A 16,565-nucleotide genomic window follows, 5' to 3' on the forward strand; every position below is an offset into this window, starting at 1 on the left:
ATGGTGCAACCACCTGCGGGAGCGCATGCTCGGCTTGTCGCGCCCACGGGGCGGAGCCGCACATCAGCAGAGCCCCGCGCCCCTGAGGAAAGTGCGACTACCTGCGGTAGCGAACTCTCACAGGTTTCCGCGCAGCTCCTGCTCGCGCTCGATCGCCTGGAAGAGGGCCTTGAAGTTGCCCTTGCCGAAGCCCATCGACCCGTGGCGCTCGATCATCTCGAAGAACACCGTCGGCCGGTCCTGGACCGGCTTGGTGAAGATCTGCAGCAGGTAGCCGTCCTCGTCGCGGTCCGCCAGGATCTTCAGCTCGCGCAGCTCGTCCAGCGGGACGCGCGTGTCGCCGACCCACTCGCCCAGCGTGTCGTAGTACGCGTCCGGGGTGTCCAGGAACTCGACGCCCGCCTCGCGCATCGCCCGCACCGACGCGACGATGTCGTTCGTCGCCAGCGCGATGTGCTGCACACCGGGGCCGCCGTAGAACTCCAGGTACTCGTCGATCTGCGACTTCTTCTTCGCGACCGCCGGCTCGTTCAGCGGGAACTTCACCTTGCGGGTGCCGTCGGCGACGACCTTGGACATCAGCGCCGAATACTCGGTCGCGATGTCGTCACCCACGAACTCCTTCATGTTCGTGAAGCCCATGACCTTGTTGTAGAACTCGACCCACTCGTTCATCCTGCCGAGCTCGACGTTGCCCACGCAGTGGTCGATCGCCTGGAAGAAACGCTTCTCCGGCGCGGCCACGAAGGGCTTGCGGGCCGTGAAGCCCGGCAGGTACGGGCCGGTGTAGCGGCTGCGGTCGACCAGCGTGTGCCGGGTCTCGCCGTAGGTGGCGATGGCCGCCAGCACCACCGTGCCGTGCTCGTCGGTGAGCTCGTGCGGCTCGACCAGGCCGGTCGCGCCGTGGGCGACCGCGTGCTCGTAGGCGTGGCGGGCGTCCGGGACCTCGATCGCGAGGTCGATCACGCCGTCGCCGTGCTCGGCGACATGGCGGTTCAGGAACTTGCCGCGCTCGGTGCTCTCCTTGATCACGGAGGTGAACACGAAACGGGCGCCGCCCGACTCCAGGACATAGCTCGCCGTCTCGCGCTCGCCGTTCTCCGGGCCGGCGTACGCGACCAGGCGCATTCCGAACGCCGTGGAGTAGTAGTGCGCGGCCTGCTTGGCGTTGCCTACGGCGAAGACGACGGCATCCATTCCCTTGACCGGGAAGACGTCGGTCTGACTGCTCATGGTGGTGCACCTCCGGTGGGTGAGGCCGATGCGCGTACCGTCCCGCCGATCCACGAGCTGCGCAACCATGGCCCTCAACGCTGCGCAAGCTGTACAGCTCACCCCACTACCGGGGGCACGAGCTGTGCAGAGTGCGCACCTGCCTCCATTCTGAAGCAGCACTCCCCACCAGGCAGCGCGTCACCACCCGCGCCGAGCGCCTCAGCAGTGCGGAACGGAGCCCGAGCCGGTCTCCAGCGCGTCCAGTGCCGTGATCGCCTGGTTCAGCGTGTTCACCGGAATCAGCTGCATGCCCTTGGGCGTGTTGACCTTGGCATCGCCGCACTCGCTCGTCGGCACCAGGAAGACGGTCGCCCCGTCGGCAGCCGCTGCGTGCGTCTTGAGCGCGACGCCGCCGACCGCGCCGACGGCGCCGCTGTCGGTGATCTCGCCGGTGCCGGCGATGTTCCGACCGCCGGTCAGGTCACCGGCCGCGCCGGGCTTGCCGCTGCCGTTGCCGTGCAGTTCGTCGATGATCCCGAGGGTGAACATCAGCCCGGCGCTGGGACCGCCGACGTCGGCCAGCTTGAGGGAGACCTTGACCTTGTCCGGTGAGAGGTCGAGGTAGTTCAGCGCCGCCGCGGTGGCCGACTGCTGGGACTGGTCCATCTGCTGCTGGTTGGTCGCGTTGACCTGCGAGACGGACTGTCCGGCCGCGTAGACCGCACCGCGCGGGACGACGGCCTTGGTCGGGTCGAACCACGCCTGGGTGATCTCGCTCAGGCTCGGACTGTAGTCGGGCAGGGTCGCGGAGATGGTGACCATCCGGAGCTGGCCGTCGGTCTGCCGGGTGGGGTGACCGGTGATCGTGATCACCTGGGCCCCCTGGTAGCCGGACAGGGTGTTCACCGAGATCCCGGGCTCCAGCACGGCATAGGGCAGGTGCACGGTCGTCGCGACGACGATCGGGGCGACGACGAAGGCACCGCAGAGCGCGAGCCGCGACCACCGCGGAGCGAGCCAGCTCAGATAAGGGGACACGCCGGAATTCTAGGCGGAGGTGACAAGCCCGGCCGTAAGGGGCACGTCGCTCGCACCGTTCGGAGTCACCACCGGGCTTCCGCCGGGCCCCCACAGGGCCTCCGCCGGGCCCCGGCAGGCCGGCTCGGCGTCACCTCAGGGCTTCCGCGACCTCCGTCGCCGCCTCGACGACCCGGACGCCCAGCCGCTCCGGCATGGTCTCGCCGAGGACGAGGACGCCGACGCTGCCCTCGATCCCGCTCAGCCCCAACAGTGGGGCCGCCGCACCCGCCGCAGCGCCGCCGCGGTCCTCGGGCACGGTGGTGACGAACTCCGGATCCGGTCGCGTGCCGTAACGCAGCCCGCGCGCGGAGACGATCGCGCGCCCCGCGGCGTTGTCGTCCAGCCCGTGGCGGACGCCGGTCCGGTAGGCCACGTGGAAGTCGGTCCAGCTGGGCTCGACGACGGCGACGACCAGCGCCTCGTTCCCGTCGACCAGGGTGAGGTGCGCGGTCGACCCCAGGTCCTCGGCCAGGCTCCGCAGCGCGGGCAGCGCGGCCTCGCGCAGCAGCGGATGGACGCGGTGCGACAGGCGGAGCACGCCGAGTCCGACGCGGGCGCGACCGCCGATGTCGCGGCGGACCAGCCCGTGCTGCTCCAAGGTGGCCAGCAGGCGGTAGACGACGGTGCGGTTGACCGTGAGTCGCGCGGCGAGCTCGGTGACGGTCAGGCCGCGCTCCGAATCCGCCAGCAGTTTGAGGACACGAACGCCGCGGTCGAGCGTCTGTGAGGTCTCTGCGGTCACGCTGCGTGCCTCCTTCCGGGGATTCGGTTCCACCGGACGTCCGTCGGCGGGTGCGAGGAACTTAATGACGATGCACCGCTGTGCGGAAGGCCCTGTCCAGATTTCGGTCACCATTCGTTATCCAAAAAGGGACGAGAATTGGGCAAAGCTCCCCAAACGGAGACCCGCCCGACGCCCGGGCTCCGGCCTGCGAGACCGCCCCGCCCGCGCACCTCCGCGGCACCCCTGCCACGCCGATCGCCCGTGCCACGTTGGGTACTTCACCCCCCAGGCGTCACTCCCGACGCCCGCGCCGCCGCCCGGCACCACGCGGCGCAACACGATCACCACATCGCGATCACCGCATTCGGAAAGGCCGCTCATCCGAGTCCCGACGAATTCCGCGGACGACCCCCCGGTAAGAACGGTGATGATTCGACGGAGAATCTCACTCCGTGGATCGGAAACAGGAGGGATGCGCCGACCCCTGACGGATCAGGCAATCGGGGATTCGGGGAATCGGCCGGGGGATCCCCACCCCGGCCCCTGGCTGTCGACCGACGGTCCAGCCATGCCGAGTACGAACTGACACAACGACAAAAACCGTGTATTGCTTGGCTGTTCTAGCCGAGGCGGAGCAGGCCTTCGCGTACGGCGGTGGCCACGGCCGCGCCGAGGACCGTCTCACCGCGCGCAGCGGCCCGGACACCGGCCAGCAGGGCCTCCGGGTCGGTCTCCTTGCCCAGGAAGCCGACCGCACCGGCGTCGATGGCCGCGAAGATGTCGGGGTCACCGCTGTGGGCACTGAAGACCAGCACAGCGGGGGGTTCGGGCAGCGCGTCCATCCGCCGGACCAAGTCGAGCCCGGTGGCGGTGCCCTGGCCGAGGTCGAGGTCGAGCAGCACGACGTCCACGCGGCCCTCGGGTGCGGCGGCACGCTCCACGAGGGCGAACGCCTCGGCGGCGATCCCCGTCTCGGCGACGAGGTGCATGTCGTACTGATCCTCGATCAACACCCGCAGACCGAGCCGAATGGCGGGGTGGTCGTCGACAACCAGGACGCGCACACGGGCGTCGGCGTCCGGACCGCGAACTGCCACTTCCGCATCAACTCCTCGCCCTGGTTTCGGGACCAGTGTAGGGGGCACGCACCTTCAGCCGGGCGGAATGGTTACTTTCGGCCACTTACCAGTTCTTCGCGCTCTCTGTCCAGGTTCGATCGGTTGGTTTTTCTGCACCCATTCAGATCGATTTGATGCCGATGGAACGGGGATGAACCGGTTGTGACCGATCAGTAATGATCGTGGTCATGTTCAAGCGCATTGGTTCATGCACACCACCGGGTTGCACGACGGGGGGAATCCGTCCGGCACCCACCGAAAGGTACGGACTCTCACTTATGAACAGCACGCTGCGCGGCCAGATCATCATGGAACTGGCGACCCGTTCAGACATCAGTTTCCAGGTCCCCGTCCGGCTGACCTTCGAGCGCTCCACCCCCTGGGCGGTGGGCCTGACGTTCCTCCTCCCGGGCGACGATCCGGTCTCCTGGACCATCTCGCGGGAACTGCTGCTGGACGGTCTGAGCGACGTCGCGGGAGACGGCGACATCCAGGTGCGGCCGGTCGAGTGGCTCGACCAGGATCTGGTCTCGATCGCCCTGCGCTCGCCGGACGGTGAGGCCGAACTCCTGGCCCCGCTGGCCGCGTTGCACGCCTTCCTGCTCCGGACCGACCTGATCGCGCCCTTCGGCGACGAGTTCCCGGAGGAGTGGCTGGACCAGGGCATCGCTCGCCTGCTCGGCTCCGGCGCCGAGTTGCACCAGTAGCCCGGCCTGCGCCCCTGCCTGAGCGCCTACGCCAGCAGCCGTGGCGCGAAGGCTCCTTGAGGCAGGCTGACCGACACCACGGTGCCGATGCCGACGCAGGAGGAGAGCGCCAACTCCCCTCCTGCCCGTCGGACCCGGTCCCGCATCGCGCCGAGTCCGACGCCCACGGCCTCCTCGAGGTCAACCCCCGCCGTCCTGGGGCACTTCGCGCCCGTCGCGCCCACCGCGTGGACCTCACCCGTCGCGTGGACCTCGCCCGCCGCGTGGACCTCACGCGAGGGCCGCGTGGCGCCGGCCACCAGGCCGGGCGGCAGGCCCACTCCGTTGTCGCGGACCTCCAGGGTCAGCTCTCCGTCCGCGTACCGGAGCGTCACGTCGACCCGCGTCGCCCAGGCGTGCCGGAGCGCGTTGTTGACCGCCTCCTGGGTCACCCGCAGCATCGCGCTCTCCCGCGTCGGTGACAGCCGGAACGGCGTGCCGAGCACCAGGCAGTCCACCCGCGGCGCGCGACTTCGGGCCGCGCTCCCCCAGGCCTGCTCCGAGGCGGCCAGGCTCCGCCGTACCAACGCGACGTAGCGCCCGACGGCGGCGGGCAGACCACCCTCGCCCAACTCGCTGTAGGCGATGCCGTGGACCATGTCGCGGGCCTGACCCAGCGCCACCGAGTTGATCGTCGCTGCCGCCCGCAGCCTGGTACGGGCCTTCTCGACCTGCTCGGCGGGCGGCAGCGACTCGTCCGCCGCCTTGAGCAGCATCGCCACGGCGGAGAGTTCCTGGGCCACGGTGTCGTGGATGTCCTGGGCCATCCGGCCGCGCTCCTCGACCCGGCCCTCCTCGCGGCCGTCGACACGGCCCTCGTCGTGACGCGCCTGACTGTCCCCGTGGACCCGGCGCAACTCCGCGACCAGGGCCCGGTCACGGAGCTTCAGCAGCCGGATCTGCATCAGGCTTCGGGCCAGCCCGAGCGCCATCCCGGCGCCGACCAGCAGCCCGAGCATGGGCAGGGAGCCGTTGGCGCCGTGGGCCAGCGTGCGCATCACGAAGGCCGCGGCCGTCAGCCCGCCGATGACGTAGACCGGGCGGGCCGGCAGGACCAGCAGGTAGACGAAGTAGAGCGGCGCGACCAGGGTCTCGTACTCCATCCGCACCACGGTCAGGGCGAGCCAGAGCGCGGTCAGGGCGATCAGCCAGAGCACCGCCTCCTGACAGACCTCCCGGGCCGGGATCCAGCGTCCGGCGTCCGCGCCGCTGCGCCGGCAGACCTCCGGCGCCAGGGCGTAGACGGCCGCGAAGACCAGACTGAGCAGGAGCCCGTGGGGGCAGGTCCCGTCCCGGAGCCGGACCTGCAGGGTGAGTGCCACCAGCAGGGAGAGCACGACCAGGTGCACCGGCGCCAGCAGCCCGCGTCCCGTCCGGAGGAGGCGACGACGGGCCCGGTCCCACACCATGGCTGCCTGCGACACCCTGTCCCCCCTTCGCCGGGTCGCGCCCGTCACACCTGACGCGTACTCACCTACAGCTGTGCGGAGTTCGGGCAGCGCAGCATGGGCCCGTGCGCCGGGTGCGACCGCGCGGACCTGCCTGTTCGGCATACCCCGACGGTTGTACAGCCTACTTCGACGTCAATCGATCTTCGTCGCCCATTCGCGGATCTTTCCGATCCGTGTCTGGAGTTGGTTCGCCGACGCCTGGGCGGTGAGCGGACCGCCGCAGATCCGGCGCAGCTCGTTGTGGATGGTGCCGTGCGGCTGGCCGGTGCGGTGGTGCCAGGCGCCGACCAGGCCGTTCAACTCCTTGCGCAGTTCCATCAACTGCTGGTGGGTGACCACCGGACGGTCCTCGGCCGGCATCTCCAGCAGGTCCGCCTCCTCGGCGGGCTTGGTCTTGCTGCGCTGGATCTGCCGGGTCTGCCGGCGCTGCAGCAACAGCCGCACCTGGTCCGGCTCCAGCAGGCCCGGGATGCCGAGGTACTCCGACTCGTCCTCGGAGCCTGCATGCGCCTGCATGCCGAACTCGGCGCCCTCGTACAGGACGCGGTCGAAGACGGCGTCGGACTCCAGCGCCTCCCAGGCCATCTCGTCGAGGCCGCCGTCGGCCTCGTCCTTGGTCTTCTCGGCCTCGGCGAGCAGCGCGTCCTCCTCGGAGAAGAGGCCGTCCTCGTTCTTCTTCTGCCGGTCGAGGATGTGGTCGCGCTGGACCTCCATCTCGTTGGCGAAGCTCATCAGCGTCGGCACGGTGGGCAGGAAGACCGACGCGGTCTCACCACGCTTGCGGGCACGCACGAATCGGCCGACGGCCTGGGCGAAGAAGAGCGGCGTGGAGATCGAGGTGGCGTAGACGCCCACGGCGAGCCGGGGCACGTCGACGCCCTCGGACACCATGCGGACCGCGACCATCCAGCGCGAGGTGCCCTGGGAGAAGTCGGTGATCCGCTGGGAGGCCTCCGCCTCGTCGGAGAGGACCAGGGTGGCGCCCTCACCGGTGATCTCGCGGATCATCTTGGCGTAGGCGCGGGCCGACTCCTGGTCGGAGGCGATCACCAGCGCGCCCGCGTCCGGGATGGACTTGCGCACCTCGGTCAGCCGGACGTCGGCGGCCTTCAGCACGTTGGGCATCCACTCGCCGAGCGGCGAGAGCGCCGTGCGCCAGGCCTGGGCGATGGCGTCCTTGGTCGTCGGCTCACCGAGCCGGGCCGCGACCTCGTCACCGGCCTTGGTGCGCCAGCGCATGTTGCCGCTGTAGGAGAGGAAGATCACCGGACGGACGACGTGGTCCGCCAGCGCGTTGCCGTAGCCGTAGGTGTAGTCGGCGAGGCTGCGGCGGATGCCGTCGCCGCCGGCCGCGTACGTGACGAACGGGATCGGGTTGGTGTCGGACCGGAACGGCGTACCGGTCAGCGCGAGCCGCCGGGTGGCCGGCTCGAACGCCTCCAGGCAGGCCTCGCCCCAGGATTTGGAGTCGCCCGCGTGGTGGATCTCGTCGAGGATCACCAGCGTCTTGCGGTTCTCGGCCCGGTTCCGGTGCAGCATCGGGTTGACGCCGACACCCGCGTAGGTGATGACGACGCCGTCGTAGTCACGCGGCAGCGGACCGCTGCTGTAGGCCGGGTCCAGCCTGATCCCTATCCGGGCGGCTGCCTCGGCCCACTGCTTCTTCAGATGCTCGGTCGGCGCGACGACGGTCAGCTGCTGCACCACATGGTTGTGGAGCAGGTACGACGCGAGCGTCAGCGCGAACGTGGTCTTGCCTGCGCCGGGCGTGGCCACCGCGAGGAAGTCGCGCGGCTGCTGCTCGACGTACTTCTCCATCGCGGCCTGCTGCCAGGCACGCAGTTTGCCTGCCGTACCCCAGGGCGCACGGCCGGGGAAGGCGGGGGACAGATGGTGCGACGCATGGGAAGAGGCGGCGGTACTCACGGTCTCCGACGGGGTAGGCGGCTGGTCAGGACTGCCGGCACCCGCCCGATCCACCCCAGGCCCTCGGTCCGACAACCCGGCAAGCTTACCGGCGCGGCGGTTCGGACTCGTGGAGCTCGCGCAGTCGGCGTGCGATGTCGGCCACCTCTTCGGCAGAGGCGGAGGCCACCGCGGGTAGTTGCAACACCCAGGGGCGCGGGGCTGTGCCTCCTTGCCTCGATCACTCCGCCGCGCGACCGGCGAGCAGCGCGCCCGCCGTGGCGATGGCGGTCATCGCGACGAAGACCGCCGTGAAGGCCGGGGTGGAGCCCGTACCGAGCGCGGTGAAGAGGAGCCCGGCGAGGGCCGTGCAGAGGATGTTGCCCAGGGCGTCGCCGACCTGCAGTGCCGCCGAGTTGGCGCCGGTCTCCTCCGGCGCGGAGAGCTGGAACATCAGCACGCTGATCGTGGCGATCGCCAGCCCCATGCCGAGGCCGCCCAGCACCCAGGACCCGGCGACCAACAGCCCCGGCGCGGACGGCTGCGCCGCGACGGCGACGCCCGCGACGGCCACCGCCGCCGCGCCCAACCCGCACCGGACCAGGGTGACCCGGTGCCGCTCCGCCCAAGGCCGACCCTGCAGCCAGGACCCGAAGGCCCAGGCGATGCCGCCGCCCGCGAGCGAGAGCCCGGCCAGGGTCGGCGAGTAGTGGTGCTGGGTGACCAGCATCAGTGGGACGAACGCCTCCGCCGAGATGAACGCGCCCGCCGCGATCCCGCGCAGCAGGATCACCGTCGGCAGCCCGCGCCCGGCCCGGAAGGTCCCGCGCGGCAGCAGCCGCAGCGCGGACGGCACCAGCAACGCCGCACCCACCGCGGCGTACACCAACGACCACAGGGTCAGCCGCTGCCCGGCGTACTCCAGCACCCCCGCGCCCGCGGCCAGCGCGAAGGCCAGCCGAATCCGGCGCCGGTCCAGCGGCTGCCCCGCCTTGTCCCCCGACTCGAGGCCGCGCAGCTGCGGCAGCATCAGCACCAGCGGCGCGACGATCAGCACCGGGATGGACAGGAAGACCCAGCGCCAGCCCAGATGCTGCGTCACCGCCCCGGACACCAGCGGCCCGACCACCGACGGCAGCACCCAGGACGCGGCGAAGGCCGCCAGCACCTTGGGCTGCAGCCGCTCCGGATAGCGGCGTCCGACAACCACGTAGAGCGCGACGATCACCAGCCCGCCGCCGAGGCCCTGGATCACCCGGCCGCTGACGAAGGTCCACATGGACGTGGCGGTCCCGGCCACCACCAGCCCGGCCCCGAAGATCCCGATCCCCGCGCCGAGCGGCGTCAGCGGTCCGCGCTTGTCGCACCACTCCCCCGAGACCACCATCGCGAGCAGGCTCGCGGTGAAGAAGCCGGAGAAGGCGAAGGCGTAGAGCCCGACGCCGTGGAGTGCCCGGGCCGCGACCGGCATGGCCGTGTTGACGGCGGTCGCCTCGAAGGCGATCAGCAGGACGCAGGCGACGATGCCCACGGTGAGCATCCGGTACGGCCGCGTCAGGATCCCGACGGAGCCGTCGGCGTCGTCAGCACGGTTGGCGTCGGTGGCGCGGTCGAGGGTGGTCACCGATCGAGTGTAAGGGGTGGATCCCCAAAGCACCCCTGTCAAATGTTGCGCAGGATCACGGTCGCCCGTCCCCCTGTGAACACTGCGGCATAACCGTCGACCTCCGCTGGAGCAGCCCCGTAACGTCTTTCTCGCAAGCACAACTCGCCCGTGTGCCCGAGTGGTTGAGGGAACCGCCTGCAAAGCGGTTTACGCCGGTTCGATTCCGGTCATGGGCTCTGCGCCGTCAGCGAGACGGCTGTACCGACGCGCCGCAACGCCCTGCGGCATGCGCCTCGAACTCCTGCGGGAAGACCGCCAGCGCGCTGCGCAACAGCCGCGCCGCGTCGACGGCGTGACGGCAGTGGCCGCGCGCGTGCGACTGGGTCGACCAGCGCACCACCGCGTCGAACGCGGTCGGCCGGGTCAGGTCGGCGAGTGCGCCGACAATCCGGGTCAGGTCGACGCGGCAGCTCCGCTCCTGGAGCCGCAGCAGCCGCAGCGTCTCGTCCACCCCGCAGCGGCCCTGCGGGAACGCGGTCAGCACGCGCGGCTCACCCACCGGCACGCCGAGGCTTCCCGTCTCCCAGCGCGCGGCCAGGGCCCGCTCCGTGGCGACCCAGGTCCCGCGCGAGCCGCCCACCAGAACGGCCTGGGCGTTGCGCGCCGACGCCCCGAGGAGTGTCCGCACGGGCGTCCCGACCGCCGTCTCGACCACCTGCGGCAGGGTCTCCCCGGCGTGCACGGTGCAGAGCACGCTTCCCGGCGCGTCCGGCGTGCCGACCGCCCGGAACCAGGCCGCGCCGTACCGCGCCAGCAGCGCGATCTGCGCGAGCGCCTCGGCGGGGAGGGCGAGGACGGGCGCGGCGGCGGTCCGGTGCAGCGCGGCGGTGACGTGGTGCAGGCCCTCGTCGACCAGGAGCGGGGAGCGCCGCAGCAGCGTCTCGTTGTTGTGACAGGCCGGGTCGCCGTCCCGAGCGACCACGACGACACCGCGCGCGGGCCGCGTCACCGCGAGTCCGAGCCCGTCCAGTCCGGCCTCACCGAGCAGCCCCGGCAGGTCGTCCACGCAGGGCACGGGCCCGTCCACCGCGTCCACGGCGAGCAGCCGCGGCAGGGTCACCCGGTGCGGGAGGGTCGCGACGGTCATGTGGCTACTTCTTCCGCGCGGCCACGGCGACCACGACGGTCCCGCCGCTGGGCGCGAGCCGCCGCAGGGGTGCCTCACCCGGGCGCTTGGTTGCTGCTGTGAGGATCATGGTGGTGCTCCCGTCGTCCGTTGACTACAGAAACACCGTGCATGTCCGGCATGAGAGGGCGATGAGCACCGGATCACAAATGCGATAAGAGGTAGTTGCAGCTTCCTCCAGGGACCCGCGCCCCTGAGGACCCGCTACACCCAGACGTCCTCCGGGCGGATCGGCAGCCGCGTAACCGCCATCCCCGTCGCCGCCCGTACCGCCGAGGCCACCGCCGCCGGGGCGACGACCGCGCTCGCCGCGCCGACCGCCTTCGCGCCGAACGGGGCGACGACGTCGTGGTCCTCGATCAGCGCGGCCACGCGGATCTCCGGGGCGTCCAACGCGGTCGGCAGGCGGTAGCCGACGAAGGACGGGGCCAGCAGGCGGCCGTCGCCGACCGCCAGCTCCTCCATCAGGGCGAGTCCCAGGCCCTGCGTCACGCCCGCCTCGATGCGGGACTCGATCTGGCTCGGGTTCAGTGCCCGGCCGACGTCCTGGGCCGCGGTGACCTCGACGACCCGGACCGTGCCCAGCTCGATGTCGACGTCCACAACGGCCCGCATCGCGCAGAAGCCGATGCTGACGAACGCGTCGCCCTGGCCCGTCTCCGGGTTCAGCGGCTCGGTCGGGTGGGGGCGGCATTGGGCCGTCGCCCACAGGTCCTTGCCCTCCAGCGCCTCCAGGACCGACATGCCGAGGACGCCGTCGTAGGAGGTGATCCGGCCGTCCTTGATGCTGAGCAGCTCCGGCGACATGGCGAACCGCGCCGCCAACGGCTGGAGCAGTTGCTGACGCACCATCAGCGCCGCCCGCTCGACCGCGCCGCCAGCCACCCACGTCTGCCGCCCGCGCGCGGACGGCCCCGTCGCCGGCTGGTCGGTGTCGACCGGGGCGATGTAGACCTCCTCGACCCCCAGGATCTCCTGGACGATCTGCTTGGCCAGCGTCGCGAAGCCGGAGCCGGGGTCGACCGCCGCACAGATGACGGAGGCCTGCGAGCCGGTGACCCGGACCGACGCCGTGGCGACCTCGTCCGTGCCCTCGATGCCGAGCATGTGCACCATGCCGACCGCGTAGCCGATCCCGCGCCGCACGGCGGCCGGGTCGCCTGCGCCGCAGGGGCCTTCAGGGAGCAGCCACTCCGCGTCCGGCTGGTCCACCGGCAACGGCGGGAGCGGCTCGTCCGCGACGGCGTCGAGCAGCTCGCGCACCGGCGCGGGGCAGGTGACGGCCTGGCCGGTGGGCATCAGATCCCCGGTGGCCATGACGTTGCGGCGGCGGATCTCCAGCGGCGTCAGGTCGAGCGCCGCCGCGAGGCGGTCCAGCTGCGACTCGTAGGCGAAGCAGACCTGCAGCGCGCCCTCGCCGCGCATCCGCCCGGCGGGCGGGTTGTTGGTGCGCACCGCCCAGGCGTCGACGAAGACGTGCGGGACGACGTACGGCCCGGCCGCCATCGCCGCCGCAGCGGCCAGCACCTCGCTGGAGACGTCCGCGTAGGCGCCGCCGTCCAGCAGGATCTGCGCCTCGACCTTGACCAGGCGGCCCTCGGCGTCGGCGTGGTGGCGGTAGCGCAGCAGCGCCGGGTGGCGGTGCGGGTGGGTGAGGAAGGACTCCTCACGGGTCAGCGCCATCTTGACCGGATGACCGGTGCGGATCGCCAGCAGGGCCAGCATGGACTGGAAGCCGAGGTCGTCGCGGTCGGTGGTGGCACCCGGGATGCCGCTGACGACCAGGCGCACGCGATCCGGCTCGATGCCGAGGCAGGCGGCGGCGCGGTCCCGGTCGCCGTGCGGGTCGGTCGAGGCGACGTGCAGCTCGACCCCGCCGTCGGGGCGCGGCACCGCCAGCCCGGCCTCCGCTCCGATGGGCGCCGGGTCCTGACGGCCCACCTGGTACATGCCCTCGATGACGACCTCGCCGACGACGTCCGGGTCTCCGAAGCGGATCGGCAGCTGGCGGAAGATGTTGCCGTCCGGGTGCAGCGGCGGGGCCTGGAACGCCTGGTCCGGGTCGGTCAGCGCGGGCAGCGGCTCCCACTCGACCAGGATCGCGGCGGCGGCCAGCCGCGCGGTGTCCGGGTGGTCGGCGGCGACGGCGGCGTACGGCTCGCCGTGGTGCCGGACCACGTCGGCGGCGAGCACCGGTCGGTCGGCGACGACGGGACCGGTGGGCGCACCGTTGCGACTGCCGTCCGGACCGGCCGGGAGGTCGTCCGCGGTCAGCACCGCGTAGACGCCGGGGACGGCGAGAGCGGGGCCGGTGTCGATGCTCTTGATCCGCGCGTGCGCGTACGGCGAGCGCGCGAGCGCCCCCCAGAGCAGGCCCTCGGCCCAGAGGTCGGCGGCGAAGGGGAAGACGCCCATCGCCTTGGCGGCGGCGTCCTCGCGCACGGGCGACACCCCGATGCCCGTCGGTGGCTTGGGCGCCTCGGCGGCGTCCGGCTGGGCACCCGCCGCCACGGCCGCGGTGGCCGCCGGGGTGATCAGCAGGCTGCCGATCGCCCCGCCGGTCGCGCTGCCGGGCGCGCCCGCGGGGACGGTGGTGAGGTTGGTCAGCGTCTCCTCGCCGGTCCCGGCGGTGCCGCCGGTGCCGGACGGAGTGGAGGGGGTGGTCACGAACCGCTCTCCTGGCCGTGCTGGTGGGGCAGGACGTACATGCCGGCGGCCGGGTCGGGCGCGCCGGGCCCGTGCGCACCGAACTCGTCGGCCGGGAACTGGCCGGTGTCCAGGTGCCCGGTGCCGAGGTGACTCGTGTCGAGGTGACTCGTGTCGAACTGGCCCGTCTGGTACGCGGCCGCGTCGTACTGGCCGGTCGGGAACTGGCCTGTCTCGAACGTGCCCGCCTCGAAGTGACCGGTCGCGAACGAGCCGGTGTCGACGTGACCGGGCTCGAAGTGGCCCGCTTGGAACGCGCTCGCGTCGAACGTCCCCGTGTCGAACTGGCCGACGTGGAACTGTCCGGTGTCGAACTCCCCGGCCGGGTACTGCTCGTAGGCCTCGGTCCGGGTGGCCGCCGGTGCCGGGGGCGCGTCCACGGCGACCGCGCCGGCTGCACCGTCGGTCGGCTCGCCGCGCTGGACGTCGATCCGGAAGGCGCCCGTGCTGTCGGGGTTCAGGCCCGCGAACGCGCCGAACGCGCCGGTGTCCTCGGGGCCTTGAGCGTCGAGGCCGTGAGTGCCGAGGCCCTGACTGTCGGCACCCGCCGCGCGCTGGCGGTCGGCGATGCCCTTGGCCATCAGCCCGGCGCCGAGGACCGCGCCCACACGCCGTGCGCCACCCTCCGCCTCACCGGCCTGGAAGTTCTCCTCCGCCGGAGCGGAGGCCTGTCCGGGAGTGCGCAGTGCTCCGGCCGCGCCGCGTGCGTCCGGGCCGTCGGCCCGGCCGGGGAACGGAGCTGCGAACGGACCTCCCTGGTACGGGGCTTGGCCGACGTGCCCGTCGCCGCCGTACACGCCGTCGCCGTGACCACTGTGACCGCTGTGGCTGCCCTGTCCACCCTGGCCGCCCTGGCCGACGTCCTGGTAGGTCTCGCCGTAGCCCTCGTAGCCGTAGCCGTCCTGGCCGGCCCCCTGGTACGTCGCCTGGTCGTAGCCGCCGTGCTGCGCCGGGACGTCCGCGTGCACTTCGGCGTGCACGTCGGCGTCGACGTAGACCGGGAGTTCCGCCTCGCCGTCCGCGTCGCCGTACGCCGGCTCCGCATACTCGGCGGCGGCGTACTCCGCGCCGGTGTACTCGGCCCCGGCGGCGTACTCGGCACCCGCCTCCCCATAGCCCGGGTACTCGGTGGCTGCGTACTCGCCGGCTCTGTACTCCGCGCCGGTGTACCCGGCAGCCGGATACCCGGCGCCCGCGTCCCCGTAGCCCGGGTACTCCGGCGCCGCGTACTCCGCCTCGGCGGTGGACGGCACGGGCGGTTCGGGCATCGACTCCGGGATCGGGAGCGGGACCAGCTCCTCGACCGGCGAGGCCGCTTCGACCACGCCCTCGACCGGTCCGTCGCCGAAGAAGCCGGAATCGCCGCCGGTCGTCGCCGTCTCCGGCGAATCCTCCTCCGCCGCCTCGGCCCGTGACTTCGCGCAGGTGCGGACGGCCGCCAACGCGCCCTGGTAGCCGGTGCAGCGGCAGAGGTTGCCGCACAGGGCCTGCCGGGACTCCAGCTCGCTCGGGTGGTGGTTGCGCTCCAGCAGGTCGTGCACGGCCATGGCCAGGCCGGGGGCGCAGAATCCGCACTGGACCGCGCCGCTCTCGGCCAGCGCCTGCTGCACGTCGGACGGGACGCCCTCCTCGGCCAGCCCCTCGACGGTACGGACCTCCACGCCCGCCGCCAGTGCCGCCGGGACCAGGCACGCGGCCGTCAACTGGCCGTCCACCTGCACCGAGCAGGCACCGCACTCGCCCTGGTCGCAACCGCTCTTGGCCCCGGCCAGACCGAGCCGCTCGCGCAGCACGTAGAGCAGGCTCTCGCCGATCCAGGCGTCCGCGACCGGGCGCTCGATCCCGTTGACCCGGAGTGTGTACGAGGCGCGCGGCGAGTCGTCGCCGGACCCCACCGGGGTTGTCAGATAGTCCGTCACGTCAGCGCCCTCCCGAGTGCGCGGCGGGCCAGTACGGACACAGTACGCCGCAGGCGCTGGGCCGCAGGGTCGGGGTTGGCCGGCAGGGCCGACTCGCCCTCGGCGTCCGGGACGCAGGCGGAGGCCACGTACTCGCCGAACGCGGCGGCCACCCCCGGGTCGACGGTGCGTTCGCCGTCCCAGTCGATGCAGCCGGCCACCCACTGCTCGGCCTCCAGCGGCCGCAGCGGGACCGGCGCGACCGCGCCGACCGCGCAGCGCACCGCGCGCCGGGCCGGGTCCAGCACGAGCGCGACGGACGCCGCCGCGCGAGCGGGACCCGTCCGGCCGGTGGACTTCAGGAAAACCTGGGGTGCATGGAGCAGCGGAACTCGGACAAAAGCCAGCAACTCGCCCGAACGCAACGGGTCCAGGCCGGTCAGCAGATGACTGACCGCCACCTCGCGCGCCCCGTCCGCGCCGATCAGGGTGAGGGTGGCCTCCAGTGCGGCCAGCACCGGCAGGGTGTCCCCGGCCGGATGGGCGCTGACGACGTTGCCGCCCAGCGTGCCGACGTTGCGCACCTGCGGCGGGCCGACGGTACCCGCCGCCTCGGCCAACGCCGGGATCAGCGCGGCGAAGTCGGGACGGGCCATGCGCGCGTGGGTCAGTCCGGCGCCGAGCAGCGCCGCGCCGTCCTGGTACTGCCAGCCTCTGAGCTCGGAGATCCGCCCCAGTCCGAGCAGCGCCATCGGGCGCAGCAGACCGGCGTTGACGGCGCCCATCAGGTCGGTCCCGCCCGCGACGGGAACCGCGCCGGGCGAGGCCGCCACCGCGCCGACGGCCTCGTCCAGCGAGGCCGGGAGCATGATCGTCTGGTTCACTCGTGTCCCACCGTGCTCGGGCTGCTCACACCGCCACCCTCCTGGC

The 16,565-nt window shown here is 72.2% G+C and carries 12 protein-coding genes and 1 tRNA gene; 2 read left to right on the top strand and 11 right to left on the bottom strand.

Annotated elements, in window-relative coordinates:
- Nucleotides 1-117 precede the first annotated feature (117 nt).
- The 4 genes from hppD to ABH940_RS34350 form a co-directional block, all read right to left on the bottom strand.
- Nucleotides 118-1,233, bottom strand: a complete 1,116-nt coding sequence (gene hppD / locus ABH940_RS34335; protein ID WP_370067885.1) for a 4-hydroxyphenylpyruvate dioxygenase — start codon at nucleotides 1,231-1,233, stop codon at nucleotides 118-120.
- Between the two features lie 201 nt (nucleotides 1,234-1,434).
- Nucleotides 1,435-2,253: a S16 family serine protease gene (locus ABH940_RS34340; RefSeq protein WP_370067887.1), complete on the bottom strand. Its 819-nt coding sequence runs from the start codon at nucleotides 2,251-2,253 to the stop codon at nucleotides 1,435-1,437.
- Between the two features lie 130 nt (nucleotides 2,254-2,383).
- A complete protein-coding gene (locus ABH940_RS34345; protein WP_370067889.1) occupies nucleotides 2,384-3,037 on the bottom strand; it encodes an IclR family transcriptional regulator in 654 nt (217 codons plus the stop codon).
- Between the two features lie 602 nt (nucleotides 3,038-3,639).
- A complete protein-coding gene (locus ABH940_RS34350) occupies nucleotides 3,640-4,116 on the bottom strand; it encodes a response regulator transcription factor (RefSeq protein ID WP_370107069.1) in 477 nt (158 codons plus the stop codon).
- Nucleotides 4,117-4,415: 299 nt separating this feature from the next.
- Between ABH940_RS34350 and ABH940_RS34355 the strand changes: the two genes are divergently transcribed.
- Nucleotides 4,416-4,844 (top strand): SsgA family sporulation/cell division regulator, encoded by a 429-nt coding sequence (locus ABH940_RS34355; RefSeq protein ID WP_370067893.1) that lies wholly within the window; start codon nucleotides 4,416-4,418, stop codon nucleotides 4,842-4,844.
- A 26-nt stretch (nucleotides 4,845-4,870) separates the two neighbouring features.
- On the opposite strand, the gene ABH940_RS34360 is transcribed toward ABH940_RS34355, so the two are convergent.
- From ABH940_RS34360 to ABH940_RS34370, 3 genes are all read right to left on the bottom strand, one after another.
- Complete coding sequence (locus tag ABH940_RS34360; protein WP_370067895.1) at nucleotides 4,871-6,307, bottom strand: sensor histidine kinase; 1,437 nt, start codon at nucleotides 6,305-6,307, stop codon at nucleotides 4,871-4,873.
- A 159-nt stretch (nucleotides 6,308-6,466) separates the two neighbouring features.
- Nucleotides 6,467-8,260: a DEAD/DEAH box helicase gene (locus ABH940_RS34365; protein ID WP_370107072.1), complete on the bottom strand. Its 1,794-nt coding sequence runs from the start codon at nucleotides 8,258-8,260 to the stop codon at nucleotides 6,467-6,469.
- Nucleotides 8,261-8,480: 220 nt separating this feature from the next.
- Complete coding sequence (locus ABH940_RS34370; protein ID WP_370067899.1) at nucleotides 8,481-9,863, bottom strand: MFS transporter; 1,383 nt, start codon at nucleotides 9,861-9,863, stop codon at nucleotides 8,481-8,483.
- A gap of 146 nt (nucleotides 9,864-10,009) precedes the next feature.
- On the opposite strand from ABH940_RS34370, the gene ABH940_RS34375 reads away from it, so the two are divergent.
- A tRNA-Cys gene (locus ABH940_RS34375) sits at nucleotides 10,010-10,081 on the top strand.
- 8 nt (nucleotides 10,082-10,089) lie between these two features.
- Here ABH940_RS34375 and ABH940_RS34380 read toward each other — a convergent pair.
- The 4 genes from ABH940_RS34380 to ABH940_RS34395 form a co-directional block, all read right to left on the bottom strand.
- On the bottom strand, nucleotides 10,090-10,992 hold the full coding sequence (locus ABH940_RS34380; protein WP_370067901.1) for a hypothetical protein: 903 nt from the start codon (nucleotides 10,990-10,992) through the stop codon (nucleotides 10,090-10,092).
- A 243-nt stretch (nucleotides 10,993-11,235) separates the two neighbouring features.
- The gene (locus ABH940_RS34385; RefSeq protein WP_370067968.1) at nucleotides 11,236-13,566 is read right to left on the bottom strand and encodes a xanthine dehydrogenase family protein molybdopterin-binding subunit; all 2,331 of its coding nucleotides are present in this window, start codon (nucleotides 13,564-13,566) and stop codon (nucleotides 11,236-11,238) included.
- A 128-nt stretch (nucleotides 13,567-13,694) separates the two neighbouring features.
- Entirely contained in the window at nucleotides 13,695-15,656 is a 1,962-nt protein-coding gene (locus ABH940_RS34390) for a (2Fe-2S)-binding protein (RefSeq protein WP_370107074.1), read from the bottom strand.
- Nucleotides 15,653-16,504, bottom strand: coding sequence for a xanthine dehydrogenase family protein subunit M (locus ABH940_RS34395; protein WP_370067970.1), 852 nt, complete (start codon nucleotides 16,502-16,504; stop codon nucleotides 15,653-15,655). Before ABH940_RS34395 ends, ABH940_RS34390 begins: the two co-directional genes overlap by 4 nt.
- Nucleotides 16,505-16,565: the final 61 nt, after the last annotated feature.

This window comes from Streptacidiphilus sp. BW17 (genome assembly GCF_041262485.1).
GTDB lineage: Bacteria > Actinomycetota > Actinomycetes > Streptomycetales > Streptomycetaceae > Streptacidiphilus.